This window comes from Enterobacter bugandensis, assembly GCF_900324475.1.
Classification (GTDB): Bacteria; Pseudomonadota; Gammaproteobacteria; order Enterobacterales; family Enterobacteriaceae; genus Enterobacter; species Enterobacter bugandensis.
On sequence record NZ_LT992502.1, the window covers coordinates 1,324,997 to 1,351,249 of the forward strand.

Below are 26,253 nucleotides of genomic sequence, written 5' to 3' on the forward strand. Positions count from 1 at the left end.
TTATTGGTCCTCCGCCGCAGCGGCGGCCGGATTTTCAGCCGGCAGTTCGGTGTTGTTATCACCCAGCATAATGTGGTCCAGGATCTGGCGCATGATGGTCCCTACCGCCGGGCCAGCGCCGCCGTTCTCCAGAATCATTGCCACCGCCACCTGCGGGTTATCATAAGGGGCAAACGCCGTCATCAGCTTATGGTCACGCAGACGTTCGGCAATGCGGTGTGCGTTATAGGTTTCATTGGCTTTCAGGCCAAAGACCTGCGCCGTACCGGATTTCGCGGCCACTTTATATGGCGTACCGGCGAAATACTTGTGCGCGGTTCCGTTTGGACGGTTTGCCACACCGTACATACCGTCTTTCGCTATTTCCCAGAAGCCGGAATGGATGTCGCCTACCGGCGCTTCATGGGGCTGCACCCACGGCACTTTTTTGCCATCTTCAACGGTGCTTTGCAGCAGATGCGGAACTTTCACCACGCCGTCGTTAATGAGGATCATCATCGCTTTGTTCATCTGAAGCGGGGTGGCCGTCCAGTAACCCTGGCCGATACCCACCGGTATGGTATCACCCTGATACCACGGCTTCTTGAAGCGCTTTAGTTTCCACTCGCGGGTTGGCATGTTGCCTGACCGTTCCTCAGCCAGATCCACGCCGGTGTAATGTCCGTAGCCGAATTTGCTCATCCACTCAGACAGGCGGTCAATACCCATGTCATACGCCACCTGATAGAAGAAGGTATCCGCAGATTCTTCCAGAGATTTCGTAACGTTCAGATGGCCGTGGCCCCATTTCTTCCAGTCGCGATAGCGTTTTTCAGAGCCCGGTAGCTGCCACCAGCCCGGGTCAAACAGGCTGGTATTGCGGTTGATGACGCCCGCGCTCAGCGCCGAGACCGCCACGTACGGTTTAACCGTTGATGCCGGCGGGTAAACGCCTTGCGTGGCGCGGTTCACCAGCGGGGTGTTAGGGTCATTCAGCAGGCCGGAGTAGTCTTTGCTGGAGATGCCGTCAACAAAGAGGTTCGGGTCATAGCTTGGCATAGAAACCATGGCCAGAATGCCGCCGGTGCGCGGGTCGGTGACCACCACGGCGGCGCGGCTGCCCGCCAGCAGGGTTTCAATATACTGTTGCAGTTTGAGATCGAGCGTCAGATAGACGTCGTGTCCCGCCTGAGGCGGCACTTCCTTAAGCTGGCGGATGACGCGGCCACGGTTGTTGACCTCAACTTCTTCATAGCCGGTCTGCCCGTGCAGGACATCTTCGTAGTAGCGCTCGATCCCCAGCTTGCCGATATCATGCGTCGCGGCGTAGTTCGCCAGCTTGCCGTCTTTATCGAGGCGCTCGACGTCTTTATCGTTAATCTTGGAAACGTAGCCAATCACATGCGTCAGCGCGGATCCGTAAGGATAGTAGCGACGCTTGTAACCCTTCACTTCCACACCGGGGAAGCGGTACTGGTTCACCGCAAAACGGGCGACCTGGACTTCCGTCAGATTGGTTTTAACCGGAATGGAGGTGAAACGGTGAGAGCGGGCGCGCTCTTTTTTGAAGGCCGCGATATCATCATCGTTAAGATCGACAACGCTCCTTAGCGCTTCCAGCGTATTCTGCACGTTATCGACCTTCTCCGGCATCATCTCGACTTGATAGATGGTGCGGTTTAACGCCAGAGGGGTGCCGTTACGGTCGTAGATAATGCCGCGGCTGGGTGCGATAGGCACCAGCTTAATGCGGTTTTCGTTAGAGCGCGTCTGGTAATCGGTAAAGCGGACAATTTGCAGATTATAAAGGTTGGCGATCAGCACGCCGGTAAGCAGCAAAATCCCCGTAAAGGCGACCAGCGCCCGGCGCACAAACAGCGCGGACTCAGCCGTATAGTCGCGAAAAGAATTCTGTAGTTTCATCCGCTGCTTAATCTACCCTGGTCAGTCATTACTCGCGGTGATAGGGGTGGTTGGTAGTAATGCTCCACGCGCGATACAAGCTTTCCGCCACCAGGACCCGCACGAGCGGGTGGGGCAGCGTCAGCGCAGAGAGAGACCAACTTTGTTCTGCTGCCGCTTTGCAGGCGGGGGATAACCCTTCAGGTCCGCCAATCAACAGACTGACGTCGCGGCCATCCTGCTTCCAGCGCTCCAGTTCATGCGCCAGCTGCGGCGTATCCCAGGGTTTACCTGGAATATCAAGGGTGACGATGCGGTTCTTGCCTGCGGCAGCAAGCATCAGTTCACCCTCTTTGTCGAGAATACGTTTGATATCCGCGTTCTTACCGCGCTTCCCGGCGGGGATCTCCACCAGTTCGAACGGCATGTCTTTGGGAAAACGACGCAGATATTCAGTAAAACCGGTTTGTACCCAGTCCGGCATTTTGGTGCCGACGGCGACCAGCTGCAACTTCACGCATTAACCCCAGAGTTTTTCCAGCTCATACAGGCGACGGCTCTCTTCCTGCATGACGTGGACAATCACATCGCCGAGGTCAACAACCACCCAGTCAGCGGTCGCTTCACCTTCAACGCCAAGCGGTAAGAGTCCTGCTGCGCGCGATTCCTGAACCACATGGTCGGCAATCGAAACAACATGACGCGTAGAGGTACCGGTGCAGATAATCATGCAGTCGGTAATACTGGATTTACCCTTAACGTCGATAGCGATGATGTCCTGACCTTTCAGGTCATCAATTTTGTCGATAACAAAATCCTGGAGTGCTTTACCCTGCAAGTTTTCCCCCTGGGTGAATGAGATTGTACAACTATGAATTCGTGGCCAGACAGTATACCTGAACTGACGCCCCTGTCGGGACAAATGTCACCGTCCGGGCTTTTGAAGGCGGGTATCATCCCACCCTCCGCCTGAGATTGCATCGCCATTTTTGTAAAACAATTTCTGTAAAGCAACGATCGGCGGGAAAGTCTGGCAGCGGAGGATAACAGTATGGCTTAACCTGTCAAGGCAGGATAATCAATATGCTGCTTTTTATGCCCTCCGGCTATTTATCTGCGGTTTTCTGATACAACCTGTGCGTATGAATATACGCCAGCACCGGGGCAGGCAGCAGATCGTCACAGGCTAAACCCTGCTGTAAACGTTCGCGAATAACGGTCGCAGAGATGTCGAACCACGGCGTCTCCGCCAGATAAATCTTCCCGGCGGGCTGGTTGTGAAGATCTTCAACGTTATCGGTGAGATGATCTTCAAGCCACTGCTGATATTGCGCTTCGCGCATGGTCAGCGGGTAGCCCGGACGGCGGCAGACGAGCAGGTGGCTGTTCCCCAGAATGGTTTCATACTTGTGCCACGTGGGGAAGTTGAGCAGGGAGTCCTGACCGATGATAAAGGCGAGCGGCTGGTCAGGCCCTTGCTCGGCCCGCCACTCCTGCAGCGTTTGCGACGTCCACGAGGGGGTGTCGCGACGCAATTCCCGTTCATCCAGCCTGAAGAGCGGCTTATCCGCGATAGCCAGAGCGAGCATCTCTTTGCGCTGCTCGCTGGTTGCTTCAGGCTGGGGGCGGTGCGGCGGAACATTATTGGGCATGATGGTAACGCGCTGCAGGCCGATCAGATTTGCCAGAATTTCTACCGGCTTCAGATGCCCGTAGTGTACCGGGTCAAAGGTGCCGCCATACAGGGCCTGTAAAGAGTGCATACTATCCATCAATAAATACGTCAGCCAGCGCCTTGTGGCAGAGCAGCAGGGAAAGGCTTTCCAGTTCCGCCCACACCGACTGGCCGTAATCTTGTTTTAGGGTAAGCTCGGCGCGCATCAGAAGCTGCACAGCCTGGCGCAGCTGTTCATGGCTCAGGCGGTTGATGGCCTCGGTGGTCATTGCCCGCCGGTTTTGCCACACCCGGTGTTTATCAAACAGGGAGCGTAACGGCGTATGGGCCGACTGGCGCTTGAGCGTTATCAGCAGCAACAGTTCGCGCTGCAGCGTGCGCAGCAGAATGACGGGTTCACTGCCCTCCAGGCGCAGCTGCTGGAGAATATGCAGGGCGCGTTTGCTTTTCGCCGACAACAGAGCATCCACCCAGTGGAACGGCGTGAAGTGTGCGGCATCGTTAACGGCCTGCTCAACGCGCGGTAAGGTCAGCTTGCCGTCCGGCCAGAGCAGGGAGAGCCTGTCCAGCGCCTGTGCCAGGGCCAGCAGGTTGCCTTCATAGCAGTAGCAGAGCAGTTGGTTCGCCGCATCGTCCAGTTGAAGGTTGTGCTGCTTCGCTCTCGCGGCGACCCATTTAGGCAGGTGCGCCTGCTCAGGCGTCTGGCAGGTGACCAGCACCGCGTGGGTCGCGAGCTGGGTGAACCATGCCGCGTTTTCCTGCGCTTTGGTGAGCTTGCTGCCGCGCACAATCAACAGCAGATCGCTGTGTAACAGGCTGACCAGCGTGGCGAGTTGCTCATTGATGGCAGCGTTAGGGCCGTTCTCCGGCAGCAGGATCTGGATTGTCTGGCGCGACGCAAAAAGGCTCATCGCCTGACAGAGTGAGAAGAGGGCGTTCCAGTCGGTGGCGTTATCCACCTGAACGGTATGGTGTTCATCAAAGCCCTGAGCCGCGGCCGCATGCCGCACGGCATCCAGGCTTTCCTGAAGTAGTAACGGGTCGTTTCCGAGCAGCAGATACGCCGCGCGCAGCCCTTCATTGAGCTGCGCGCGGAGTTGTTCAGGATACAGCCTGATCATCATTTACCCAGAGAGGTAGAAACAGGAGGCGTACTGGCATCCGGTTTTTCAATAATGTCAGAGCCTTCTCGGTTAGACGCTGCAATACCCGGCAGTTTGCGGATCAGCTGTTCCGCCGCCTTGTCGTACATTTCGTTGATGATAATCTGCTGTTCGGCATCTTTTGCCAGCGCGGTTTGCGGGTTATCAAAGAACGAACGATACACTTTTGCGCTGATCGGATAGATGTCTTTACCCGGGATCAGTACAGCCGCGTTGACCGACAGCACCATCTGATATTCAGCCGTGCGGCCGTCCTGGAAGATGGACGCCGTATCCTGGCCCAGCGTCATTCCCAGTACGCGCAGAGACGGTACATCCTGGCGCAGCGTACCTTTCTCAACAAGCTCAACGCCGTTCAGGCGCAGCTGATTACGAATGGCCCGGCTGAGCGGTCCGTTTGGATCCCCGGAATCAAAGATCATTGTTTTCATCTCAGCAGGCACCGCCGTGGTGTTGCGCAGATGCCAGCCACAGCCAGCGGTGACAAGCACCGCCAGAGATAAGAGTATTGTTGCCAGTTGTCGCACGTTTCCTCCCGCGCTTAGCCAACGACCAGATTGAGCAGTTTACCCGGTACGTAGATCGCTTTACGTAAGGTAACGCCCTCAAGATATTTCGCAACCAGAGGTTCCTGGCCCGCGCGCTCGCGAACCTGATCTTCAGTTGCATCGACCGCCACGGTAATTTTACCACGGACTTTGCCGTTGACCTGGACCACCACCAGCGTGGTGTTTTCCACCATCGCTGCTTCGTCAGCCACCGGCCACGGCGCGTTGTCGATATCGCCTTCGCCTTTCAGCTCCTGCCACAGGGTGAAGCTGACGTGTGGCGTGAACGGGTTAAGCATGCGAACCACGGCCAGCAGCGCTTCACGCATGATGGCACGATCCTGCTCGCCGTCCTGCGGGGCTTTCGCCAGCTTGTTCATCAGTTCCATAATAGCCGCAATTGCGGTATTGAAGGTCTGACGACGACCAATATCATCGGTCACTTTCGCGATCGTTTTATGAACATCACGACGCAGCGCCTGCTGATCTTCGCTCAGCGCAGCGGCGTTCAGTGCCGGAGCATCACCCTGTGCAGTATGTTCGTACACCAGCTTCCAGACGCGTTTCAGGAAGCGGTTCGCGCCTTCTACACCGGATTCCTGCCACTCAAGGGTCATATCAGCCGGAGAAGCAAACATCATGAACAGACGTACGGTGTCCGCGCCGTAACGCTCAACCATCACCTGCGGGTCGATACCATTGTTTTTAGACTTGGACATCTTGCTCATGCCGGTATAAACCAGTTCATGGCCTTCAGCGTCTGTCGCCTTCACGATACGGCCTTTCTCGTCGCGCTCAACGATCGCATCAACCGGAGAAACCCAGTTACGCTCTCCGTTCGCGCCAACGTAGTAGAAGGCGTCTGCCAGCACCATACCCTGGCACAGCAGCTGTTTAGCAGGCTCGTCAGAGTTCACCATGCCGGCATCGCGCATCAGCTTATGGAAAAAGCGGAAGTAGAGCAGGTGCATGATGGCGTGTTCGATACCACCAATATAGATATCTACCGGCAGCCAGTAGTTGGCGGCGTCAGAATCCAGCATGCCTTCTTTGTACTGCGGGCAGGTGTAGCGCGCGTAGTACCAGGAGGACTCCATAAAGGTATCGAAGGTGTCAGTTTCACGCAGCGCAGGCTGGCCGTTGACGGTGGTTTTGGCCCACTCAGGATCGGCTTTGATCGGGCTGGTGATGCCGTCCATGACCACGTCTTCCGGCAGGATCACGGGCAGCTGATCTTCAGGCGTTGGCATGACGGTTCCGTCTTCCAGGGTCACCATTGGAATTGGCGCACCCCAGTAACGCTGACGGGACACGCCCCAGTCACGCAGACGGAAGTTCACTTTACGCTCGCCCACGCCCAGTGAGGCCAGCTTATCGGCGATGGCGTTGAAGCCCTCTTCGAAGCTGAGGCCGCTGAACTCACCGGAGTTGAACAGGGTGCCTTTTTCGGTCAACGCCTGCTCGGACAGGTCAGGTTCAGAACCATCGGCGGCCAGAATAACGGCTTTAATCGGCAGGTTGTATTTGGTGGCAAACTCGTAGTCGCGCTGATCGTGACCCGGAACGGCCATGACTGCACCTGTACCGTACTCCATCAGAACGAAGTTTGCTGCCCAGACCGGGATCGCTTCGCCCGTCAGCGGGTGCTTAGCATAGAAGCCCGTCGCAACGCCTTTTTTCTCCATCGTCGCCATGTCGGCTTCGGCCACTTTCGTGTTGCGGCATTCGTCGATGAAGGTCGCCAGTTCCGGGTTGTTCTCTGCCGCTTTCTGCGCCAGCGGGTGACCTGCGGCCACGGCCAGATAGGTCGCACCCATGAAGGTGTCCGGACGGGTGGTGTAGACGGTCAGGGTCTGGTCGTAGTTCTCAACGTTGAAGGTAATTTCCACGCCTTCAGAACGGCCGATCCAGTTGCGCTGCATGGTCTTAACGGTGTCAGGCCAGTGATCCAGCGTATCCAGATCGTTCAGCAGTTCGTCAGCGTAAGCGGTGATTTTGATAAACCACTGTGGGATCTCTTTACGCTCAACTTTGGTGTCGCAGCGCCAGCAGCAGCCGTCGATAACCTGCTCGTTCGCCAGAACGGTCTGGTCATTCGGGCACCAGTTAACGGCAGAGGTCTTCTTGTACACCAGGCCTTTTTTGTACAGCTCGGTGAAGAACTTCTGCTCCCAGCGGTAGTATTCCGGGGTACAGGTCGCCAGCTCGCGGCTCCAGTCATAGCCGAAGCCCAGCATTTTGAGCTGGTTTTTCATGTACGCGATGTTGTCGTACGTCCACGGTGCCGGAGCGGTATTGTTTTTTACCGCTGCGCCTTCTGCAGGCAGGCCGAACGCATCCCAGCCGATTGGCTGCAGAACGTTTTTGCCCAGCATGCGCTGGTAACGGGCGATCACATCACCGATGGTGTAGTTACGCACGTGGCCCATGTGTAGTCGACCAGAAGGATAGGGAAGCATCGACAGGCAGTAATACTTCTCTTTGCTCTCGTCTTCGGTTACTTCAAAGGTGCGCTTCTCGTCCCAGTGTTGCTGGACTTTTGATTCTATCTCTTCCGGGCGGTATTGCTCTTGCATGGCAGCCAGTGGTCCTGTGTTCAATACAGCTACAAAAATGTAGCCAATGGATGTGGTAATTCAGATCCGCATAGCATAGCCCAAACGCCCGCGTCAAAACAGCCTTTCGCGCAATTGCACTTTGCAGGAATTTACCGGGTCTGTGCTTCACCTGACAAAGCGGCGGCGAAATAAGGTCTATTATTAGAAATAGTTACTTACCCGGGAGGCAAAATGATGAACAAGGTTGCTCAATTTTACCGCGAACTGGTGGCGACACTGACGGAACGGCTGCGTAACGGCGAGCGCGATATTGACGCGCTGGTCGAACAGGCGCGTGAACGGGTGACGCAAACGGGTGAGTTAACGCGAACCGAAGTGGAAGAGGTGACGCGCGCCGTACGCCGCGATCTGGAAGAGTTCGCGCGCAGCTACGAAGAGAGCCAGGATGAGATCGCCGACAGCGTCTTTATGCGGGTGATCAAAGAGAGCCTGTGGCAGGAGCTGGCGGATATTACCGATAAAACCCAGCTGGAGTGGCGCGAGGTGTTCCAGGATTTAAATCATCACGGCGTGTACCAGAGCGGTGAAGTGGTGGGGCTGGGGAATCTGGTGTGCGAGAAGTGCCATCACCATATTGCGGTATATACGCCTGATGTGTTGCCGCTGTGCCCGAAGTGCGGGCACGATCAGTTCCAGCGTCGCCCGTTTGAGCCATAAGTAAAAGCGCAGTTTAGTTCCCTCTCCCCGTGGGAGAGGGCCAGGGTGAGGGCGTCAGGCCGCACAATAGTAAGCAAGTCTTTCCGCCAGCAAATCCACAAACGCCTCCCGGTCGATATCCACCATCAGCGTCGTATTCGGTTTATTCCCCGTCAGCGAATAGTAATCCACCACCGTCATCCCCTGGGTATATTTCCCCTGCGTCTCCACGCCAACCCATCTGTCCACCGTGGTAAACATTTCAGGCTTCAGCAGCCAGGCGATGGTGCACGGGTCATGCAGCGGCGCGCCGTGAAAGCCCCATTTCTCGGCTTTGTGATACTCCATAAAGAAGTCGAGCAGCTCGGCTACGGTTGTCGCAACCGGGTTGCCCACGGCGCGGAAGCGCTCAATATCGTCTGCCATAATCTGTGCCCGATGCGTCACGTCCAGCCCCGCCATCACAATCGGCAGGCCCGACTGGAAGACGATCTCCGCCGCTTCCGGATCAACAAAGATGTTGAATTCGGCCGCAGGCGTCCAGTTCCCTAGCCCCATAGCCCCACCCATAATCACAATACGGGCGATTTGACCGCGCAGTTCCGGATGGCTGTTCAGCAGGAGCGCAACGTTGGTCTGGGGGCCGGTCGCCACCAGGGTGACGGGTTTTGCACTTTCACGCAGCACCTTCGCCATTAGCTCGACGGCAGTGCAGTCTTGCGGTGTGAAACCTGGCTCCGGCAGCGCCGGGCCATCCAGCCCGCTTTCACCGTGAACGTTGTCGGCAATGATCAGCTCGCGCATCAGCGGCTTAACGGCGCCGCCTGCGACAGGAATATCGGTGCGTTTCAGCAGCGTCAGCATTCGTAAAACGTTGCGCAGGGTTTTGTCCGGCGTCTGATTTCCCGCGGACGAGGTGACCGCTTTCACGTCCAGTTCAGGGGAGGCAAGCGCGAGGACGAGCGCGATCGCGTCATCATGACCCGGATCGCAGTCGAGAATTATAGGGTGTGCCATAGCGTTCTCCATTCTTAGCATTATTTTGTGACAAGGTTAACGCTGCGATGTGACGCCGAATAGAAAAAGAGATCTAAAGCGTGAAGCAGTGCGCAATCCGCAGATTGCGCACCGAGAAGATTAGTGCAGAATTTTCGCGAGGAAATCTTTGGCGCGTTCGGATTTCGGATTGGCGAAGAACTCTTCTTTCGGTGAGTCTTCGACAATTTTCCCTTCGTCCATGAAGATCACGCGGTTGGCCACTTTACGGGCGAAGCCCATTTCGTGCGTCACCACCATCATGGTCATCCCTTCGTGCGCCAGCTCGACCATCACGTCCAGCACTTCGTTGATCATTTCAGGATCGAGCGCTGACGTGGGCTCATCGAACAGCATCGCCACCGGATCCATGCACAGCGCGCGCGCAATCGCCACACGCTGCTGCTGGCCGCCGGAAAGCTGTGCCGGGAACTTATCGGCATGTGCAGAAAGCCCCACGCGCTCCAGAAGCTTGAGCCCCTTTTCGCGCGACGCTTTTTTATCACGCTTGAGCACTTTGACCTGAGCCAGCGTCAGGTTCTCAATAATGGACAGATGAGGGAACAGCTCAAAATGCTGGAACACCATGCCGACGTGAGAGCGAAGCTGGGCCAGGTTGGTTTTCTTGTCGTTCACTTTCGTGCCGTTAACAACAATTTCGCCCTGCTGCACAGGCTCCAGACCATTAACCGTTTTGATCAGCGTAGACTTACCGGAACCGGACGGCCCGCACACCACCACCACATCGCCTTTTTTGACTTCGGTGGAGCAGTCGGTCAGCACCTGAAAGTGCCCATACCATTTAGAAACATTTTTCAGGGAAATCATTATACCGTCCTTTTCTTCAGCCAGCTGACCAACAGCGACGCGCTTAAACTAATCACAAAATAGACCGCACCCGCGAAGAGCACCATCTCGACCTGCGTACCATCACGTTCACCTATGGTCGACGCGGTACGGAAGAAGTCCGCCAGACTCAGAACGTAAACCAGAGAGGTATCCTGGAACAGCACGATACCCTGGGTCAGCAGGAGCGGAACCATGGCGCGAAACGCCTGAGGCAGAATGATGAGCTGCATGGACTGCCAGTGCGTCATTCCCAGAGCCAGCGCGGCGCTGGACTGCCCACGGGAGATACTCTGGATACCCGCACGGATAATCTCTGAATAGTAAGCGGCCTCAAACATCGAGAACGCCACCATCGCAGAGATCAGGCGGATGTCGGTTTTCGGCGACAGTCCCAGCACATTCTGTAAGAAGCCTGGAACAATCAGGTAAAACCACAGCAGCACCATCACCAGCGGGATGGAGCGGAAGACGTTAACGTAGGCAGTCGCAAACCAGGCGAGCGGCTTAAAGCTCGACAGGCGCATGACGGCCAGCAGGGTACCCCAGACGATACCCACAACGATAGCGATCGCGGTGATCTTTAGGGTAATCACCAGGCCATCGAGCAGGTAAGGCATGGATGGAACAATAGAACTCCAGTCAAATTCGTACATTATTTGCCTCCCAGATTGCCCGGCAGGCGTACTTTGCGTTCAACCAGGTTCATCACCAGCATGATGAAAGCGTTAATCAGAACATACGCGAGCGTGATCGCGGTGAAGGATTCCCACGCGTGAGCGGAGTAATCCAGCAGCTTGCCCGCCTGTGCAGCCATATCCACCAGGCCGATGGTTGAGGCGATGGCCGAGTTTTTCACCAGGTTCATCATCTCAGAGGTCATCGGTGGAACGATAACGCGGTAGGCGTTAGGCAGCAGCACGTAGCGGTAGGTTTGTGGCAGGGTCAGGCCCATCGCCAGGCCCGCATTTTTTTGTCCGCGTGGCAATGACTGAATGGCGGCACGCACCTGCTCGCAAACGCGCGCAGCGGTAAACAGCCCCAGACACATCATGGAGGAGACAAAGAACTGCACGTTCGGATCCAGCTCCGACTTGAACCACATGCCAATATTTTCCGGCAGCAGTTCCGGGATGACCAGATACCAGGTAAAGAACTGCACGATGAGCGGAACGTTACGGAACAGTTCCACATACAGTGTGCCAATTGTTGAAAGAAAACGGTTAGGGACGGTGCGCAGAATACCGAACAGCGAACCGACAAGAAACGCGATGATCCACGCCGTTATCGATAATGCCACGGTAACCTGAAAGCCGCTCCACAGCCAGCCAAGATAGGTGGTGTTGCCGAACGGGGCTTGTTGCAGGAAGATGCCCCAGTTCCAGTCTATTGACATAATAAACTCCAGAAAAAAGAGGGTAGCAGCGCTACCCTCGAAGATTGGTGAGAAGCTCTTTTTTCGCGCTGAGTGGGGAACGACCACTCAGCGTATATGTCTGTCCATGCTTCCCGACAATCGAGAGGGCAGGAGGTCCCGCCCCTGTTGTTCTAATTAGTTAAGAGCCTTGTCATTTGGAGATTTGAACAGCGCTTTCATGTCGTCAGACAGTTCAAAGTTCATATTGAGATTTTTTGGTGGAATCGGGTTCTTAAACCACTTGTCGAACCATTTTTCCGCTTCGCCGGAGGTCTGCACCTGGGCGATAGTGTCATCGATCAGCTTTTTGAACTGCGGATCGTCTTTACGCAGCATACAGCCGTAGGCTTCTTTGGACTGCGCGGTACCGACGATATCCCAGTTGTCTGGTTTCTTCGCCTTCGCACGTTCGCCCGCCAGCAGGGCGTCATCCATCATAAACGCGACGGCACGACCGCTTTCCAGCGTACGGAAGGAGTCGCCATGGTCTTTCGCGCTGATGATGCGCATATCCATTTTCTTCTCGTCGTTTAGCTTGTGCAGCAGGACTTCAGAAGTGGTACCGGAGGTCACAACGACCGCTTTGCCTTTCAGGTCCGCAAAATCTTTGATCGCGCCGCCTTTCTTGGTCAGCAGACGGGTGCCCACGACAAAGATGGTGTCAGAGAAGGCCGCCTGTTTTTGACGCTCGAGGTTGTTGGTGGTGGAACCACACTCGAAGTCAAAGGTGCCGTTTTGCAGCAGAGGAATACGGTTCTGTGAAGTGATTGGGATCAGCTTCACCTGCAGGTCAGGTTTGTTCAGCTTTTTCTTCACAGCTTCAACGATAGCGTTGGAGTAATCCTGTGAATAGCCCACGACTTTTTGCGTGTTGTCGTAGTAAGAGAACGGGACGGAAGATTCACGGTGGCCGACCACGATGACGCCGTTTTTGGCAATCTTGTCGAGAGTGCTGCCTGCTGCCGGAGCGTCTTCAGCGTGAACCACGCCTGCGGACATTCCCATAACCAGCATTGCTGTGGCCAGTTTACGTAATTGCATACCCAACTCCTTTCTTATCAGCGCCAGTGACGCATAGATACCCATTGTGATGTTGTTATATCTCGCGCAATGCGAGTGCAGTGTTATGCAAGCTTGTTAACATTTAGTCTGGCTTAATGTAAAGATTTTGCTGCGTTATTGTTTATTTTTGCGAAGCGCGCCGCACCATTCAGAGGCAATAATCTCCCGTTGCACCGTTTCGGTGCTAGCGACGATCTACACTGGTGCGACAAGGTTGCACGTTAAGCCAGACAGCGTTTACGTGAATAAATAAAGCAACAGGCGTGCCAGAATAGAAGATTGGGAGGAAATTGCCGGGTAAGGCGCAGCCGCCACCCGGCATCAGAAGGCAAGATTATTTATGACGCTGACGCAGGCTCATCAGCACGGCGCCAAAGCCGAACAGCGCGGTCAGGATCCACAGCGGCCAGTTGCCGGTGCGGGCGTACGGCGTCAGGCCCGTGGTAGGCGTGACTTTGGTTGTCAGCACTTCACGGGTGAACTGCGGGATCATGGCCTGGATTTCGCCCTGCGGGCCAATCACCGCGGTGATGCCGTTATTGGTGCTACGCAGCAGCGGACGCGCCAGCTCCAGAGAACGCATGCGTGCCATCTGGAAGTGCTGCCACGGGCCAATCGATTTACCGAACCACGCATCGTTGGAGATGGTCAGCAGATAGTCGGTGTCCGGGCGGAAGTTATCGCGCACCTGCTCGCCGAGGATGATTTCGTAGCAGATGGCGGCCGTCAGGGCCAGGCCGTGCGCGTGAAGCTGGGGCTGAACGTACGGACCGCGGCTGAAGGAGGACATCGGCAGGTCAAAGAACGGTGCCAGCGGACGCAAAATAGACTCCAGCGGCACAAATTCACCGAACGGCACGAGGTGGTTCTTGTTGTACCGGTCGGTGGAGTGGTAGCTGTATTCGCTGTCTTTGCCGAGCGTAATAATGGTGTTGTAGGTGTCGTAGCGGTTCTGCTGATTCAGGCGCGCATCAACAATGCCGGTAATCAGGGTGCTGCCGCGCGCCACCAGCAGATCGTTCATCATGTTGAGGAACGGCTGCTGGTTAATTTCCAGATCGGGAATAGCGGATTCTGGCCAGATAATCAGCTGTGATTTGCCCATCACCTCTTCGGTGGCGTTGGCGTAGATCTTCAGCGTGTTCAGCAGCTCTTTTTCGTCCCACTTCATGGACTGCGGGATATTCCCCTGCACCATGGAAACCTGCATGGCGCGCTCGGGCTCGGGCGTGAACCACTGGATATAGCGCAGCGGGAAGGGCAGGGCGAACAGCACCAGGGCCACAGCCAGCGGCTTCCAGCCGCGCGTGACCAGCGCCAGTACCAGCAGGCCGCTCACCACCATCAGCAGGAAGTTAATGGCTTCAACGCCCATTACCGGTGCCAGACCTTTCAGCGGGCCGTCAATCTGGCTGTAGCCGAACTGCAGCCACGGGAAGCCGGTCAGCACCCAGCCGCGGAGGAACTCGGTAATCTGCCAGACCACCGGCGCGGCAATGGCGACACGCAGCCAGGTGGTTTTAGGCCACAGGCGAGAGAGAATTCCGGCGAACAGACCGGTATAGAGCGAGAGATAGGCGGCGAGCAGGACGACCAGGAAGACGTTAACCGGCCCCGGCATCCCGCCAAACTGTGCGATGCTGACGTAGACCCAGTTAATGCCGGAGCCAAATAGCCCCAGCCCCCAGAAGTAGCCGATCGCAGCGGCCTGTACCGGACGACGATTCAGGGTTAACCCCTGAAGCCCCATCAGGGAGAGAATGGCCGCGGGCCAGATATCGTAAGGAGAAAAAGCCAGCGTACCGCTGGCTCCGAGTAACAGCGCCAGCAGCAAACGGACGCGCTGGCGTTCAAGCAATGGGGCAAATGCCATTTACATTAATCTTCCAGTTTTGGCACCGGTGAATCGTCCGGCGTTCTGACGTGAACCTGTATAATACGTCGGCTGTCGGCCATTGCCACTTTGAACTGGTAACCGTCGATGTCAACGGTTTCACCGCGCGCCGGAAGATGGCCAAAGGCCTGCATCACCAGCCCGCCAATGGTATCGACCTCTTCATCGCTAAAGTGAGTACCGAAGGCGTCGTTGAAATCTTCAATCGAGGCCAGCGCGCGCACGGTCCAGGTGTGGCGGCTAAGCTGACGGAAGTCGATATCTTCTTCTTCGTCGTACTCGTCTTCGATTTCGCCCACGATCAGCTCAAGAATATCTTCGATCGTGACAAGACCTGAGACACCGCCGAATTCATCAATAACAATCGCCATGTGGTAACGCTGAGAGCGAAACTCTTTCAGCATTCGATCCACACGTTTACTTTCCGGCACGACCACGGCCTGGCGTAACACTTTTTCCATGCTGAAGGCTTCGGCATCGCTGCGCATAAACGGCAGCAGATCTTTGGCCATCAAAATCCCTTCGATGTGATCTTTATCTTCGCTGATGACCGGGAAACGCGAGTGGGCGGATTCGATGATCACATCGAGGCACTCGTCCAGCGTCTGGTTACGTTTCAGGGTGATCATCTGCGAGCGAGGGATCATGATGTCGCGGACGCGCTGGTCGGCAATGTCCATGACCCCTTCGAGCATTTCGCGCGTATCTTCGTCGATAAGGTCGTTCTGCCCGGAATCACGAATCAGCTCCAGCAGTTCATCACGGTTTTTCGGCTCGCCGTGGAAAAGCTGGTTCAGAATGAGGGAGAAAAATCCCTTTTTACTGGTTGTCGTGTCGCTACTGTGTGAATTGTCGTCGCTCATGGCGTTTGTTAAGGGTTCTCTTGTTAGTTCAATGTTAACCGCCGCGCTATGTCCCTGCGCGGCGGCATGGTAGTCAGTAACTGACTATTCTTTCTCGGCAATGTACGGATCCTCATAGCCCAGAGCAAGCATTATCTCTGTCTCAAGGGACTCCATCTCTTCCGCTTCGTCATCTTCAATGTGGTCGTAGCCCAGCAGGTGCAGGCTGCCATGTACCACCATATGCGCCCAGTGCGCTTCCAGCGGTTTCTGCTGCTCTTTGGCTTCCTGCTCAACCACCTGACGGCAGATGATCAGATCGCCCAGCAGCGGCATCTCAATACCCGGCGGCGCTTCGAACGGGAAAGAGAGCACGTTGGTTGGCTTATCTTTCCCGCGGTAGGTCAGGTTAAGCTCATGGCTTTCCGCTTCATCCACCAGGCGAATCGTGACTTCTGATTCTTCCTGAAACTGGGGGATTACCGCATCCAGCCATTTCTGAAACTGTGCCTCTTCTGGCATGCCGGAATTGTCTTCACACGCCAGCTGTAAATCGAGGATCACCTGACTCATTTCTGTTCTTGCTCCTGCGCTTCGCGCTTACGTTCCGCGGCCTGTTCGGCCCTGCGTTTTTGATCCGCCTCTTCCCAGGCTTCATAGGCGTTAACGATGCGCGCGACCACCGGGTGGCGAACGACGTCTTCACTGTGGAAGAAGTTAAAGCTAATTTCGTCTACCTCTGACAGCACCTCAATGGCGTGGCGCAGGCCTGATTTAGTGCTGCGCGGCAGGTCGATCTGGGTGACGTCACCGGTGATCACCGCTTTCGAGTTGAAGCCGATACGCGTCAGGAACATTTTCATCTGTTCGATGGTGGTGTTCTGGCTTTCATCGAGAATGATGAACGCATCGTTGAGCGTGCGGCCGCGCATGTAGGCGAGCGGGGCCACTTCGATCACGTTACGTTCGATCAGCTTCTCCACTTTCTCGAAGCCGAGCATCTCGAACAGCGCGTCGTACAGCGGGCGCAGGTAAGGGTCGACCTTCTGGCTCAGATCGCCGGGCAGGAAGCCGAGTTTTTCACCCGCTTCAACGGCGGGGCGGGTCAGCAGGATACGACGGATCTCCTGACGCTCCAGCGCATCCACCGCAGCGGCAACCGCCAGATAGGTTTTACCTGTACCCGCGGGACCCACGCCGAAGGTGATGTCATGGTCAAGAATATTGGCGATGTACTGCGCCTGGTTCGGCGTACGCGGCTTGATGACGCCACGCTTGGTCTTGATATTGATCGCCTTGCCGTAGTCCGGCACGCTTTCCGCGCTCTGCTCAAGCACGCGCGCCTCTTTAATGGCGAGGTGGATCTGTTCCGGCTCGATATCCTGAATTTCGCCGCGCATCGGGGCGGTATCGACATACAGGCTGCGCAGAATATCTGCTGCCGCGTTGACGCAGATAGGGCGTCCGGTGAGTTTGAAATGGTTATCGCGACGATTGATTTCGATACCCAGACGTCGCTCCAGTTGTTTGATGTTGTCATCAAACGGCCCGCACAGGCTCAGCAGGCGAGCGTTGTCTGCGGGCTCAAGGCTAATTTCACGCGTATCTATGTTCAAACTGTTCCTCTTTAAATGGTTAACTGACCCGCTGCCACACGGCGCAATAGAACGGTCATTACCGAAATTATTCACGCCACAGAATAAAGGCGCAAGCGTTGCGGTAGATATTGGGGGTGATGAGAGGAAATACAAGGCCTGCCGAAGAGACAGGCCTGAAGGATCAAGGCTGGTAAATCCCAACGCCAGAATCGTTTTCTTTGCGAGTACGAGAAATAACGGATTCCGGTGACTCGGCAATACGCAGGCCCATTTCGTCCTCGGTGCGTACCACCTTCGCGCGCAGCGAGTTGGTCAGCACTTCGACAATTTCGACGTCCACAAATTTACCGATCATGTCCGGGGTGCCTTCGAAGTTCACCACGCGGTTGTTCTCGGTACGACCGGACAGCTCCATGATGCTCTTGCGGGAGGTGCCTTCCACCAGAATGCGCTGGACGGTTCCGAGCATGCGGCGGCTCCAGGCGTTGGCCTGCTGGTTGATGCGTTCCTGAAGAATATACAGACGCTGCTTTTTCTCTTCTTCCGGCACGTCATCAACCATGTCGGCCGCAGGCGTGCCAGGACGCGCTGAGAAGATGAAGCTGTAGCTGACGTCAAAGTTCACTTCACCGATGAGCTTCATGGTGCGCTCGAAGTCATCAGCGGTTTCGCCTGGGAAGCCGACGATAAAGTCAGAGCTAATCTGGATATCCGGGCGCGCTTCGCGCAGCTTGCGGATGGTGGATTTGTACTCCAGCACCGTATGCGGGCGGCCCATCAGGTTCAGCACGCGGTCAGAGCCGCACTGAATCGGCAGGTGCAGGAAGCTCACCAGCTCTGGCGTATCGCGATAGACGTCAATAATGTCGTCGGTAAACTCCATCGGATGGCTGGTGGTAAAGCGAATACGGTCAATGCCGTCAATCGCGGCTACCAGGCGCAGCAGTTCGGCAAAGCTGCCGGTGGTGCCGTCGTAGTTCTCGCCGCGCCAGGCGTTAACGTTCTGGCCCAGCAGGTTCACTTCGCGAACGCCCTGCGCGGCAAGCTGCGCAATTTCAAACAGAATGTCGTCCGCAGGGCGGCTGACCTCTTCACCGCGGGTGTAAGGCACCACGCAGTAGGTACAGTATTTATTGCAGCCTTCCATGATCGAGACGAAGGCGGTCGGGCCATCGGCGCGCGGCTCTGGCAGACGGTCAAATTTCTCGATCTCCGGGAAGCTGACGTCAACGACCGGGCTACGGTTACCGCGAACCTGATTGATCATCTCCGGCAGGCGGTGCAGGGTCTGAGGACCAAAGACGATATCCACATACGGGGCTCTCTGACGGATCAGCTTACCTTCCTGCGAGGCGACGCAGCCACCGACGCCAATGATCAGGTCCGGATTTTTCCGTTTGAGAAGCTTCCAGCGGCCTAACACATGAAAGACTTTTTCCTGTGCTTTTTCACGAATTGAACAGGTGTTCAGCAGCAGCACATCGGCTTCTTTCGCATTTTCAGTCAGCTGGTATCCGTGGGTGGTATCCAGCAGATCGGCCATCTTGGATGAATCGTATTCGTTCATCTGACAGCCCCAGGTTTTTATATGGAGTTTTTTAGTCATCGACTTGCTCAGCTCAGGATTGCAAGCCGCGTATTGTAATGCTTTGGTGGGGTTGTGACCAGTATGAAGGTTGTGTGTCTCAGGACCGCAAAAATCCGGTAAACTTAAGGGATTCTCCAATAAGGAAAATTGACCATGACACTCCAACACACCGAAGTTGCCGTTGTCGGCGGCGGTATGGTCGGCGGCGCGCTGGCGCTGGGGCTGGCGCAGCAGGGATTTGATGTAACCGTTATTGAACAGGCGGCTCCCCCGGCATTCGATCCCGCCAGCAAACCGGACGTGCGCATTTCCGCCATCAGCGCAGCGTCCGTCGATCTGCTGCGCGGCCTGGGCGTCTGGGAGGCGGTGCAGGCGATGCGCGCACACCCTTACAGCCGCCTTGAAACCTGGGAGTGGGAAAATGCCCACGTGTCGTTTGACGCCGCCGAGCTGAAGCTGCCGCGCCTGGGCTATATGGTGGAAAACAACGTGCTCCAGCTGGCGCTCTGGCAGGCGCTGGAGGCACATCCGAAGGTGACGCTGCGTATGCCTGCGTCACTTAAGGCACTGCATCCTCATGAAAGCGGCTATTTGCTGACGCTGGACAGCGGCGATGAACTGGCCGTGAAGCTGGTCGTCGGGGCCGATGGCGCTAACTCGCAGGTCAGGGAGATGGCGGGTATTGGGGTTCATGCCTGGCAATATCAGCAATCCTGCATGTTAATCACCGTTCAGTGTGAGAATGCGCCGGGCGAAAGCACCTGGCAGCACTTTACGCCGAACGGCCCGCATGCATTCTTGCCGCTGTTTGATAACTGGGCTTCGCTGGTGTGGTACGACAAACCGGCGCGCATTCGCCAGCTGCAGGGGCTGTCGATGGAGCAGCTGCAGCGCGAGATCCTGCTTCACTTCCCGAGCCGCCTTGGCAACGTGACGCCAGTCACCGCAGGTGCATTCCCGCTCACGCGCCGTCATGCTTTACAGTATGCCCGAGAAGGGCTGGCGCTGGTGGGCGATGCGGCACACACTATCCACCCGCTGGCGGGGCAGGGAGTCAATCTTGGATACCGTGACGTCGATGCGTTACTGGACGTGCTGGGCAACGCACGCGCTCACGCGGAAGCCTGGGCCAGCCATCAGGTACTGAAGCGCTACCAGACGCGCCGTATGGCGGATAACTTCATCATGCAGTCAGGGATGGATCTGTTCTATGCCGGTTTCAGCAATGACCTGGCCCCGGTGCGCATTCTGCGTAACATTGGCTTAATGGCGGCAGAGCGTGCCGGTGGGCTGAAGCGTCAGGCGCTGAAATACGCCCTCGGACTCTAATCTTAATTCCCTCTCCCCGTGGGAGAGGGGTAGGGTGAGGGCATCAGGCCGCACTATTCTGAGCAACAAAAACAAACAAGCCCGCAGAGCGGGCTTGTTTGTTTTAAGTGGCTGGGGTGCAGGGATTCGAACCCCGGAATGCTGGTATCAGAAACCAGAGCCTTACCGCTTGGCGACACCCCAATTGCGTTAAACAGACTGCTTAACGACTTTTAAATTGGCTGGGGTACGAGGATTCGAACCTCGGAATGCCGGAATCAGAATCCGGTGCCTTACCGCTTGGCGATACCCCAACAATTTTTTATTACCGAAACAAATCGATAATCTTAATTTGGTGGCTACGACGGGATTCGAACCTGTGACCCCATCATTATGAGTGATGTGCTCTAACCAACTGAGCTACGTAGCCAGTACTGCAGTCTTCGATGGCTGGGGTACCTGGATTCGAACCAGGGAATGCCGGTATCAAAAACCGGTGCCTTACCGCTTGGCGATACCCCAATACCGCGGAGAACCGCAAAATCGAAGAAATATGGCTGGGGTACCTGGATTCGAACCAGGGAATGCCGGTATCAAAAACCGGTGCCTTACCGCTTGGCGATACCCCATCCGTGCAACGCTTACCCGGGAATGGTGCGGGAGGCGAGACTTGAACTCGCACACCTTGCGGCGCCAGAACCTAAATCTGGTGCGTCTACCAATTTCGCCACTCCCGCAAAAAAGATGGTGGCTACGACGGGATTCGAACCTGTGACCCCATCATTATGAGTGATGTGCTCTAACCAACTGAGCTACGTAGCCATCTTTTTTTCGCGTTACCTTATCGGCGTTGCGGGGCGCATTATGCGTATAGACCCTTGCAGCGTCAACACCTTTTTCAACGAAAATAGCCGGAATGTGACTGTTTGGTTAGGTTGCGAACAGCGTGGCCGAATATTCGGCAATTATTGGTTATTAATCGGTTTTTGGTGGTGAAATGTGAGGCAAAAAAAACAGGCCCCTGAGGGGCCTGTTTGAAATCGTTGTGATTATTTGTAGGCGGACTGGTGAACGCCTACCGCACGCCCCGATGGATCGTTCATCGCCTTGAAAGATTCATCCCATTCAATGGCTTTTGCGGATGAACAGGCCACTGACGGACCGCCAGGAACACACTCGGCAGCGCTCGGCACCGGGAACAGCTCTTCAAAGATCTCACGGTAGAGGTACGCTTCTTTCGAGCCCGGCGTGTTGTACGGGAAGCGGAAGCTTGCGGTTTCCAGCTGTTGGTCAGAAATCTGCTTCGCTGCCACCTCTTTCAGGGTGTCGATCCAGCTGTAGCCGACGCCATCAGAGAACTGCTCTTTCTGACGCCATGCCACGCTCGCCGGCAGGTAAGATTCAAAACATTCACGCAGGATATGTTTTTCCATTTTGCCGTTGCCGCACATTTTATCCTGCGGGTTGATGCGCATCGCCACGTCGAGGAATTTCTTATCCAGGAACGGCACGCGCGCTTCTACGCCCCAGGCCGACATCGCTTTGTTGGCACGGGCACAGTCGAACATGTGCAGCGCCTGCAGCTTACGCACGGTCTCTTCATGCAGCTCTTTAGCGTTTGGCGCTTTATGGAAGTACAGGTAGCCGCCAAACACTTCGTCAGAACCTTCACCGGAGAGGACCATCTTGATGCCCATCGCCTTGATCTTACGCGACATCAGGTACATCGGCGTGGAGGCGCGAATGGTGGTCACGTCATAGGTTTCAATGTGATAGATCACATCGCGGATCGCATCCAGGCCTTCCTGCACGGTAAAGTGAATTTCATGGTGCACGGTGCCGAGGTGGTTTGCCACTTCCTGCGCGGCTTTCAGATCCGGTGCCCCTTCCAGGCCCACGGCAAAGGAGTGCAGCTGCGGCCACCAGGCCTCGGAGCGCTCCTGATCTTCCACGCGACGAGCCGCGAATTTCTTGGTGATCGCGGAGATCACGGAGGAGTCCAGACCGCCGGAGAGCAGTACGCCGTAAGGCACGTCTGACATCAGGTGGCTTTTCACGGAATCTTCCAGCGCCTGACGCAGCTCGGCTTTATCCGTCACGTTGTCTTTCACCGCGTCATAGTCAAACCAGTCGCGCTGGTAGTACGAACGGATTTCACCGTCTTTACTCCACAGATAGCTGCCCGCCGGGAACTCTTTGATGGTGCGGCAGACCGGCACCAGGGCTTTCATTTCGGACGCGACATAGAAGTTGCCGTGTTCATCGTGCCCCATGTACAGCGGGATAATACCAATATGGTCACGGCCAATCAGGTAAGCGTCTTTTTCGCTGTCGTACAGCGCGAAGGCAAACATGCCTTGCAGCTCGTCGAGGAACTCCGGGCCTTTCTCCTGATACAGCGCCAGGATCACTTCACAGTCAGAGCCGGTCTGGAAGGCGTAGCGGTCGCCGTACTCGGCGCGCAGCGCCTGATGGTTATAAATTTCACCGTTGACAGCCAGCGCGTGCGTTTTTTTCTCGTTATACAGCGGCTGTGCACCGGCGTTGACGTCAACAATCGACAGGCGTTCGTGAGCCAGAATCGCTTTGTCGCTGGCGTAAACGCCTGACCAGTCCGGGCCGCGATGGCGCATCAGGCGGGATAATTCGAGTGCTTTTTTACGCAGTTCGCCCGCGTCAGTTTTAATATCCAGTACGCCAAAAATTGAACACATAACCTTCTCCGTTAACCCTGTTGCATTGTGATGTTGCTTGCTTATGAAAATGCCGCAAAAGGGGGGAGGGGCGCAAGGGTTTTACGGGCCAAAACGGAAATAGTGCAATAGTGATTGCGGAATAGTGAAAAAAGAGTACGTCACGCATCCTTTTATTGATGATTATGTAATGAAAATGGTTTTTTGTTAGATGGTGTTTTGTTTGTATAAGCTGAAAATGAAAAACCACGCCCTGGGACGTGGTTCAGAATCAAATAACGTCGATTTCGTCGACAGAGGGGTAAATCCAGCTAGGTCGGAAGGGCATCGTATCGATGTCATCAAGCTGCGAGACGCCAGAAAGTACCAGGATGGTTTCAAGCCCTGCCTGGAAGCCAGCCAGAATATCGGTGCGCAGGTTGTCGCCAACAATGACGGTTTCTTCTGAGTGTGCCTGCATCGTATTCAGCGCGGCGCGGATGATCCACGGGCTCGGTTTGCCGACAACAAAAGGCTTACGGCCGGAGATTTTTTCAATACCGGCGCACAGCGCGCCGCAGGCCGGATAGAAACCACGGCCGTGCGTATCCGGGTTGGTGGCGATAAAGCGCGCACCATTGGCGACAAAGTAGGCTGCTTTATGCATCATCTCCCAGTTAAAGGAACGCGTTTCTCCCACGATCACAAAGTCCGGGTTCACATCGGTAATGGTAAAGCCTGCTTTATATAGCTCGTGGATCAGCGCGCCTTCACCGACCACGTAGGCTTTTTTTCCTTCCTGACGCTTCAGGAAATCCGCCGTTGCCATTGCGGAGGTATAAAACACGCTGTCCGGCACGTCGACGCCTGCGGTGGCAAAGCGGTTCGCCAGATCCTGACCGGTTTGGGAAGGGTAGTTCGTGAGTAGAACCAGTGGCATTCCTTTGTCGATGATGCGGTGAAGAAACTCCGCAGCACCCGGCACGGCAACGTTGTCGTGCATCAGCACGCCGTCGATATCACAAATTACATTCTTAATGGTCATGGACATTCCGACATCAAAAAAAGAAGGCGTTACTATAAGGTCCGATCAGGATTCCAGCAAATGCTGGAGCAGGATCCCGTTGAGCATGGCGCGCTTGACCAGCGCAAACGCGCCAATCGCCGAGCGATGGTCAAGCTTCGAACGAACCACCGGGAGGTTCTGTCGGAATGCTTTCAGCGCCTGGGTGTTGATACAGCCTTCGATGGCGGGCAGCAGCACCTTTTCCGCTTCAACAATCTCTCCGGCGATCACCACTTTCTGCGGGTTAAACAGGTTAATGGCGATGGCGATGGTTTTCCCCAGATGGCGACCTACCTGCTCGATCACCTCACAGGCCAGCGCGTCGCCTTTATTGGCGGCTTTGCAGATGGTGCCTATCTTGCAATCGTCCAGCGTGACGCGGCTTTGATAACCCTGCTCAAGCAGGTGGCGAACGCGCTGCTCGATGGCCGTGTTGGCGGCGATGGTTTCAAGGCAGCCGAAGTTGCCGCAGTGGCAGCGTTCGCCGAGCGGTTCAACCTGGATGTGGCCGATCTCGCCAACGTTACCGTTACGACCAATAAAAATACGGCCATTGGAGATAATGCCTGCGCCCGTACCGCGGTGTACGCGCACCAGAATAGAGTCTTCACAGTCCTGACTCGCACCAAAGTAGTGCTCAGCCAGCGCTAAAGAACGAATATCATGGCCGACAAAGCAGGTCACCTTAAAGCGTTTTTCCAGCGCGTCGACCAGCGCCCAGTTCTCAACCTGAATATGCGGCATGTATCGGATCACACCGCTTTCCGGGTCGACCAGGCCCGGCAGAATGACGGAGATGGCGATCAGTTCGCGGATCTTGCGCTGACAGCTTTCAATAAAGTGCGCGATAGTATTCAGCAGCGCGTGTTCCAGCGTCTCCTGGGTGCGCTCGGGCAGTGGGTAGTGCTCTTCCGCAATGGCTTTGCTGCTCAAATCGTACAGCGTGAGCGTGGTGTCATGACGACCAAGCCGGACGCCAATGGCCTGAAAGTTACGGGTTTCGGTAATGATGGAGATGGCGCGGCGGCCCCCGGTGGAGGCCTGCTGATCGACTTCTTTGATCAAACCGCGCTCAATGAGCTGGCGGGTAATTTTTGTCACGCTGGCGGGAGCAAGCTGGCTTTGTTCGGCTATCTGGATCCGCGAGATTGGACCATGTTGGTCAATCAGGCGATAAACCGCCGCACTGTTAAGTTGTTTAACGAGATCGACATTACCGATTTGAGCTTGTCCGCCTGGTGTCATACTTTTACTTACTCAGTGACGACCTCGTTACCATTAACGATGGTCTTAATAATTTTATAATCGTGTGTGAATGCCGTCAGGTTTGCAACCATACCTGGTGCAATTCCGCCGAGCTGTTTATCCACGCCGATGGCGCGAGCCGGATAAAGGGTGGCCATACGCAGGACTTCATCAAGCGCAATCCCACAATGCTCCACCAGGTTACGCACCCCTTCAATCATGGTCAAAGAGGAGCCACTCAGCGTACCGTTTTCATCCACACACAGTCCATTGCGGTAGTATATTGTTTTACCAGCAAAAATGAACTGCTCAATATTTGCACCTGCTGGCGCGGTGGCATCGGTGACCAGGCAGAGCTTGTCACCTTTCAGCCGTTTGGCGTTGCGAATGTTGGTGTAATCAACGTGCATGCCATCAGCGATAATGCCGCAGTAGACGTCTGGTTCGTCGAGAATCGCCCCGACCAGACCCGGTTCACGGCCGGTAATATACGGCATGGCGTTGTAAAGGTGGGTCGCAAAGGTAATGCCGGCACGGAAGCCCGCTTTGGCTTCTTTCAGCGTGGCGTTTGAGTGGCCTGCTGAAACCACAATCCCGGCGGCAGCCAGTTTGCTGATGACCTCAGTACCGGTCATTTCAGGCGCCAGCGTCACTTTAGCGATCACATCAGCATTGGCACACATGTAGTCGACCAGTTCAGCATCCGGCTTGCGCACGTAATCCGGGTTATGCGTGCCTTTTTTCACTATGTTCAGCCATGGCCCTTCCAGATGCAGACCCAGCGCCTGGTTCGGGTGTTTGGCCAGGTATTCGCGCATCACGCGGATACCCTGTTTCATCAGGTCATCACTGCTGGTGATGAGCGTCGGCAGATAGCTGGTGCAGCCTGATTTCTCGTTAGCTTTCTGCATGATTTCCAGCGTTTCAACCGTCACCGCCTCGGCGGTGTCATTGAACTGCACACCGCCGCAGCCGTTAAGCTGTACGTCGATGAAACCGGGGGAGATTACTGCTCCATTGAGTGAGCGCTGTTCTATCTCCGGCGGCAGTTCCGCCAGCGGGCAAACACGTTCAATCAGGCCATTGGCGATAACAATCGCATGGTCATCCAGAATTTCATGGCCGGTATAAATCCGACCGTGGGTTAAAGCGTACATAT

The 26,253-nt window shown here is 55.7% G+C and carries 23 protein-coding genes and 7 tRNA genes; 2 read left to right on the top strand and 28 right to left on the bottom strand.

The genetic code is table 11. The annotated features are described in order from the left end of the window. The 7 genes from mrdA to leuS form a co-directional block, all read right to left on the bottom strand. The gene (gene mrdA / locus DG357_RS06375; protein WP_028012338.1) at positions 1 to 1,902 is read right to left on the bottom strand and encodes a peptidoglycan DD-transpeptidase MrdA; all 1,902 of its coding nucleotides are present in this window, start codon (positions 1,900 to 1,902) and stop codon (positions 1 to 3) included. 28 nt (positions 1,903 to 1,930) lie between these two features. Next, a complete protein-coding gene (gene rlmH / locus DG357_RS06380) occupies positions 1,931 to 2,398 on the bottom strand; it encodes a 23S rRNA (pseudouridine(1915)-N(3))-methyltransferase RlmH (RefSeq protein ID WP_003858701.1) in 468 nt (155 codons plus the stop codon). Between the two features lie 3 nt (positions 2,399 to 2,401). Continuing rightward, the gene (gene rsfS / locus DG357_RS06385) at positions 2,402 to 2,719 is read right to left on the bottom strand and encodes a ribosome silencing factor (RefSeq protein WP_003858696.1); all 318 of its coding nucleotides are present in this window, start codon (positions 2,717 to 2,719) and stop codon (positions 2,402 to 2,404) included. A gap of 268 nt (positions 2,720 to 2,987) precedes the next feature. Next, positions 2,988 to 3,653: a nicotinate-nucleotide adenylyltransferase gene (gene nadD / locus DG357_RS06390; protein WP_063942817.1), complete on the bottom strand. Its 666-nt coding sequence runs from the start codon at positions 3,651 to 3,653 to the stop codon at positions 2,988 to 2,990. Then, a complete protein-coding gene (gene holA, locus DG357_RS06395; RefSeq protein WP_028012340.1) occupies positions 3,646 to 4,677 on the bottom strand; it encodes a DNA polymerase III subunit delta in 1,032 nt (343 codons plus the stop codon). Before holA ends, nadD begins: the two co-directional genes overlap by 8 nt. Beyond that, positions 4,677 to 5,246: an LPS assembly lipoprotein LptE gene (gene lptE / locus DG357_RS06400; protein ID WP_041910796.1), complete on the bottom strand. Its 570-nt coding sequence runs from the start codon at positions 5,244 to 5,246 to the stop codon at positions 4,677 to 4,679. Before lptE ends, holA begins: the two co-directional genes overlap by 1 nt. Before the next feature lie 14 nt (positions 5,247 to 5,260). Beyond that, positions 5,261 to 7,843, bottom strand: a complete 2,583-nt coding sequence (gene leuS, locus DG357_RS06405) for a leucine--tRNA ligase (RefSeq protein ID WP_048338851.1) — start codon at positions 7,841 to 7,843, stop codon at positions 5,261 to 5,263. A gap of 216 nt (positions 7,844 to 8,059) precedes the next feature. Here leuS and DG357_RS06410 point away from each other — a divergent pair, with 216 nt between their 5' ends. Then, the gene (locus DG357_RS06410) at positions 8,060 to 8,542 is read left to right on the top strand and encodes a zinc ribbon-containing protein (protein WP_028012343.1); all 483 of its coding nucleotides are present in this window, start codon (positions 8,060 to 8,062) and stop codon (positions 8,540 to 8,542) included. A gap of 54 nt (positions 8,543 to 8,596) precedes the next feature. On the opposite strand, the gene rihA is transcribed toward DG357_RS06410, so the two are convergent. From rihA to miaB, 10 genes are all read right to left on the bottom strand, one after another. Continuing rightward, the gene (gene rihA, locus DG357_RS06415; protein WP_088205154.1) at positions 8,597 to 9,538 is read right to left on the bottom strand and encodes a pyrimidine-specific ribonucleoside hydrolase RihA; all 942 of its coding nucleotides are present in this window, start codon (positions 9,536 to 9,538) and stop codon (positions 8,597 to 8,599) included. 120 nt (positions 9,539 to 9,658) lie between these two features. Further along, positions 9,659 to 10,384: an amino acid ABC transporter ATP-binding protein gene (locus tag DG357_RS06420; RefSeq protein WP_014883001.1), complete on the bottom strand. Its 726-nt coding sequence runs from the start codon at positions 10,382 to 10,384 to the stop codon at positions 9,659 to 9,661. Continuing rightward, positions 10,384 to 11,058, bottom strand: coding sequence for a glutamate/aspartate ABC transporter permease GltK (gene gltK, locus DG357_RS06425; protein ID WP_028012346.1), 675 nt, complete (start codon positions 11,056 to 11,058; stop codon positions 10,384 to 10,386). Before gltK ends, DG357_RS06420 begins: the two co-directional genes overlap by 1 nt. After that, entirely contained in the window at positions 11,058 to 11,798 is a 741-nt protein-coding gene (locus tag DG357_RS06430) for an amino acid ABC transporter permease (RefSeq protein ID WP_028012347.1), read from the bottom strand. The genes gltK and DG357_RS06430 overlap by 1 nt, the downstream gene beginning before the upstream one ends. Before the next feature lie 156 nt (positions 11,799 to 11,954). Beyond that, the gene (locus DG357_RS06435) at positions 11,955 to 12,860 is read right to left on the bottom strand and encodes an amino acid ABC transporter substrate-binding protein (protein WP_014831086.1); all 906 of its coding nucleotides are present in this window, start codon (positions 12,858 to 12,860) and stop codon (positions 11,955 to 11,957) included. Between the two features lie 355 nt (positions 12,861 to 13,215). After that, complete coding sequence (gene lnt / locus DG357_RS06440; RefSeq protein WP_045630864.1) at positions 13,216 to 14,754, bottom strand: apolipoprotein N-acyltransferase; 1,539 nt, start codon at positions 14,752 to 14,754, stop codon at positions 13,216 to 13,218. A gap of 5 nt (positions 14,755 to 14,759) precedes the next feature. After that, positions 14,760 to 15,638 carry a CNNM family magnesium/cobalt transport protein CorC gene (gene corC / locus DG357_RS06445; protein ID WP_021242574.1) on the bottom strand — a complete coding sequence of 293 codons (879 nt, stop codon included), beginning with the start codon at positions 15,636 to 15,638 and terminating at the stop codon, positions 14,760 to 14,762. A gap of 84 nt (positions 15,639 to 15,722) precedes the next feature. After that, the gene (gene ybeY, locus DG357_RS06450; protein ID WP_003858677.1) at positions 15,723 to 16,190 is read right to left on the bottom strand and encodes an rRNA maturation RNase YbeY; all 468 of its coding nucleotides are present in this window, start codon (positions 16,188 to 16,190) and stop codon (positions 15,723 to 15,725) included. Next, positions 16,187 to 17,233: a PhoH family protein gene (locus DG357_RS06455; RefSeq protein WP_028012349.1), complete on the bottom strand. Its 1,047-nt coding sequence runs from the start codon at positions 17,231 to 17,233 to the stop codon at positions 16,187 to 16,189. The genes ybeY and DG357_RS06455 overlap by 4 nt, the downstream gene beginning before the upstream one ends. A 163-nt stretch (positions 17,234 to 17,396) precedes the next feature. Then, complete coding sequence (gene miaB / locus DG357_RS06460) at positions 17,397 to 18,821, bottom strand: tRNA (N6-isopentenyl adenosine(37)-C2)-methylthiotransferase MiaB (RefSeq protein ID WP_028012350.1); 1,425 nt, start codon at positions 18,819 to 18,821, stop codon at positions 17,397 to 17,399. Between the two features lie 135 nt (positions 18,822 to 18,956). On the opposite strand from miaB, the gene ubiF reads away from it, so the two are divergent. Continuing rightward, the gene (ubiF, locus tag DG357_RS06465; RefSeq protein ID WP_047363671.1) at positions 18,957 to 20,132 is read left to right on the top strand and encodes a 3-demethoxyubiquinol 3-hydroxylase; all 1,176 of its coding nucleotides are present in this window, start codon (positions 18,957 to 18,959) and stop codon (positions 20,130 to 20,132) included. A gap of 108 nt (positions 20,133 to 20,240) precedes the next feature. On the opposite strand, the gene DG357_RS06470 is transcribed toward ubiF, so the two are convergent. The 11 genes from DG357_RS06470 to nagA form a co-directional block, all read right to left on the bottom strand. Beyond that, positions 20,241 to 20,315 (bottom strand) — tRNA-Gln (locus tag DG357_RS06470). A gap of 35 nt (positions 20,316 to 20,350) precedes the next feature. Continuing rightward, positions 20,351 to 20,425 (bottom strand) — tRNA-Gln (locus tag DG357_RS06475). 39 nt (positions 20,426 to 20,464) lie between these two features. After that, positions 20,465 to 20,541: transfer RNA gene (locus DG357_RS06480), tRNA-Met, on the bottom strand. 17 nt (positions 20,542 to 20,558) lie between these two features. After that, a tRNA-Gln gene (locus DG357_RS06485) sits at positions 20,559 to 20,633 on the bottom strand. Positions 20,634 to 20,665: 32 nt separating this feature from the next. Continuing rightward, positions 20,666 to 20,740 (bottom strand) — tRNA-Gln (locus tag DG357_RS06490). A 23-nt stretch (positions 20,741 to 20,763) separates the two neighbouring features. Beyond that, positions 20,764 to 20,848, bottom strand: a tRNA-Leu gene (locus DG357_RS06495). Between the two features lie 8 nt (positions 20,849 to 20,856). Beyond that, positions 20,857 to 20,933 (bottom strand) — tRNA-Met (locus DG357_RS06500). 227 nt (positions 20,934 to 21,160) lie between these two features. Continuing rightward, positions 21,161 to 22,825 carry an asparagine synthase B gene (gene asnB, locus DG357_RS06510; RefSeq protein ID WP_045261094.1) on the bottom strand — a complete coding sequence of 555 codons (1,665 nt, stop codon included), beginning with the start codon at positions 22,823 to 22,825 and terminating at the stop codon, positions 21,161 to 21,163. Between the two features lie 250 nt (positions 22,826 to 23,075). Then, the gene (gene nagD / locus DG357_RS06520; protein ID WP_028012353.1) at positions 23,076 to 23,828 is read right to left on the bottom strand and encodes a ribonucleotide monophosphatase NagD; all 753 of its coding nucleotides are present in this window, start codon (positions 23,826 to 23,828) and stop codon (positions 23,076 to 23,078) included. 45 nt (positions 23,829 to 23,873) lie between these two features. Continuing rightward, positions 23,874 to 25,094 carry a DNA-binding transcriptional regulator NagC gene (nagC, locus tag DG357_RS06525; RefSeq protein WP_028012354.1) on the bottom strand — a complete coding sequence of 407 codons (1,221 nt, stop codon included), beginning with the start codon at positions 25,092 to 25,094 and terminating at the stop codon, positions 23,874 to 23,876. Between the two features lie 8 nt (positions 25,095 to 25,102). Continuing rightward, complete coding sequence (nagA, locus tag DG357_RS06530; RefSeq protein WP_028012355.1) at positions 25,103 to 26,251, bottom strand: N-acetylglucosamine-6-phosphate deacetylase; 1,149 nt, start codon at positions 26,249 to 26,251, stop codon at positions 25,103 to 25,105. Positions 26,252 to 26,253: the final 2 nt, after the last annotated feature.

Coding starts and splice junctions, on each gene's coding strand:
- holA (WP_028012340.1), bottom strand. CDS start 4,677: ATGATCAGGCTGTATCCTGAACAACTCCGCGCGCAGCTCAATGAAGGG.
- DG357_RS06410 (WP_028012343.1), top strand. CDS start 8,060: ATGAACAAGGTTGCTCAATTTTACCGCGAACTGGTGGCGACACTGACG.
- DG357_RS06420 (WP_014883001.1), bottom strand. CDS start 10,384: ATGATTTCCCTGAAAAATGTTTCTAAATGGTATGGGCACTTTCAGGTG.
- miaB (WP_028012350.1), bottom strand. CDS start 18,821: ATGACTAAAAAACTCCATATAAAAACCTGGGGCTGTCAGATGAACGAA.
- nagA (WP_028012355.1), bottom strand. CDS start 26,251: ATGTACGCTTTAACCCACGGTCGGATTTATACCGGCCATGAAATTCTG.
- DG357_RS06435 (WP_014831086.1), bottom strand. CDS start 12,860: ATGCAATTACGTAAACTGGCCACAGCAATGCTGGTTATGGGAATGTCC.
- nadD (WP_063942817.1), bottom strand. CDS start 3,653: ATGGATAGTATGCACTCTTTACAGGCCCTGTATGGCGGCACCTTTGAC.
- mrdA (WP_028012338.1), bottom strand. CDS start 1,902: ATGAAACTACAGAATTCTTTTCGCGACTATACGGCTGAGTCCGCGCTG.
- gltK (WP_028012346.1), bottom strand. CDS start 11,058: ATGTACGAATTTGACTGGAGTTCTATTGTTCCATCCATGCCTTACCTG.
- rihA (WP_088205154.1), bottom strand. CDS start 9,538: ATGGCACACCCTATAATTCTCGACTGCGATCCGGGTCATGATGACGCG.
- DG357_RS06430 (WP_028012347.1), bottom strand. CDS start 11,798: ATGTCAATAGACTGGAACTGGGGCATCTTCCTGCAACAAGCCCCGTTC.
- lnt (WP_045630864.1), bottom strand. CDS start 14,754: ATGGCATTTGCCCCATTGCTTGAACGCCAGCGCGTCCGTTTGCTGCTG.
- leuS (WP_048338851.1), bottom strand. CDS start 7,843: ATGCAAGAGCAATACCGCCCGGAAGAGATAGAATCAAAAGTCCAGCAA.
- asnB (WP_045261094.1), bottom strand. CDS start 22,825: ATGTGTTCAATTTTTGGCGTACTGGATATTAAAACTGACGCGGGCGAA.
- nagC (WP_028012354.1), bottom strand. CDS start 25,094: ATGACACCAGGCGGACAAGCTCAAATCGGTAATGTCGATCTCGTTAAA.
- nagD (WP_028012353.1), bottom strand. CDS start 23,828: ATGACCATTAAGAATGTAATTTGTGATATCGACGGCGTGCTGATGCAC.
- corC (WP_021242574.1), bottom strand. CDS start 15,638: ATGAGCGACGACAATTCACACAGTAGCGACACGACAACCAGTAAAAAG.
- ubiF (WP_047363671.1), top strand. CDS start 18,957: ATGACACTCCAACACACCGAAGTTGCCGTTGTCGGCGGCGGTATGGTC.
- ybeY (WP_003858677.1), bottom strand. CDS start 16,190: ATGAGTCAGGTGATCCTCGATTTACAGCTGGCGTGTGAAGACAATTCC.